The organism is Pseudomonas sp. P5_A2_2, from assembly GCF_054177685.1.
Genome location: NZ_JBGCUL010001264.1, coordinates 1 through 1,141 on the forward strand (window position 1 = coordinate 1; position 1,141 = coordinate 1,141).

Annotated in this window: 1 protein-coding gene; it reads right to left on the minus strand. The window is 60.6% G+C overall.

Annotated features, from left to right (window positions below; genetic code table 11):
* Window positions 1-79: 79 nt before the first annotated feature.
* Complete coding sequence (locus ACXRVY_RS30675; RefSeq protein ID WP_223459681.1) at window positions 80-1,084, minus strand: NADP-dependent oxidoreductase; 1,005 nt, start codon at window positions 1,082-1,084, stop codon at window positions 80-82.
* Window positions 1,085-1,141: the final 57 nt, after the last annotated feature.

Below are 1,141 nucleotides of genomic sequence, written 5' to 3' on the forward strand. Positions count from 1 at the left end.
CGATGAGGGCGTATCAGTCCCTTTATGCTGGCTGATACACCGCCATCGCGAGCAGGCTCGCTCCTACATTGGTTTGGTGTCAAACCTTCAACACCAACTTCCCGAAATTCTCGCCGTTGAACAATTTCATCAGCGTCTCCGGGAAGGTCTCCAGTCCTTCGACGATGTCTTCCTTGCTCTTGAGCTGCCCCTTGGCCATCCAGCCGGCCATTTCCTGTGCAGCGCTGGCGTATTGGGCGGCGTAGTCCATCACTACGAAACCTTCCATGCGCGCGCGGTTGACCAGTAGCGACAGGTAATTAGCCGGGCCCTTGACCGCCTCCTTGTTGTTGTACTGGCTGATGGCACCGCAAATCACCACCCGCGCCTTCATGTTCAGGCGGCTCAACACCGCGTCGAGAATGTCGCCACCGACGTTATCGAAATATACGTCGACACCTTTCGGGCACTCGCGCTTGAGGCCGGCGAGGACGTCTTCGCTCTTGTAGTCGATAGCACCATCGAAACCCAGTTCATCGATCAGGAACTTGCACTTGTCCGCGCCGCCGGCGATGCCCACCACCCGGCAGCCTTTGATCTTGGCGATCTGCCCGGCAATGCTGCCCACGGCGCCGGCCGCACCCGACAGCACCACGGTGTCACCGGCCTTCGGAGCGCCGACGTCGAGCAGGGCGAAGTACGCCGTCATCCCGGTCATGCCCAGTGCCGACAAGTAACGTGGCAGAGGTGCCAGTTTTGGATCGACCTTGTAGAAGCCTCGCGGCTCGCCGAGGAAGAAATCCTGCACGCCCAGGGCGCCGTTGACGTAATCCCCGACCGCGAACCCCGGGTTGTTCGAGGCAATGACTTTGCCCACACCCAGGGCGCGCATGACTTCGCCGAGCCCGACTGGCGGGATGTAGGACTTACCCTCGTTCATCCAGCCACGCATGGCCGGGTCCAGTGACAGGTATTGGTTTTCGACCAGGATCTGGCCCGCCGCCGGCTCGCCGACCGGAATTTGCTGATAAGTGAATGTCTCGCGGGTCGCCGCGCCAACCGGACGTTTGGCGAGCAGGAATTGGCGATTGGTCTGGGAGGTCATGGCAGGCGCTCAAGATGAATGAAGCTTTGTTGATAGCCGGTCAGCGACGATGCCGCA

Coding starts and splice junctions, on each gene's coding strand:
- ACXRVY_RS30675 (WP_223459681.1), bottom strand. CDS start 1,084: ATGACCTCCCAGACCAATCGCCAATTCCTGCTCGCCAAACGTCCGGTT.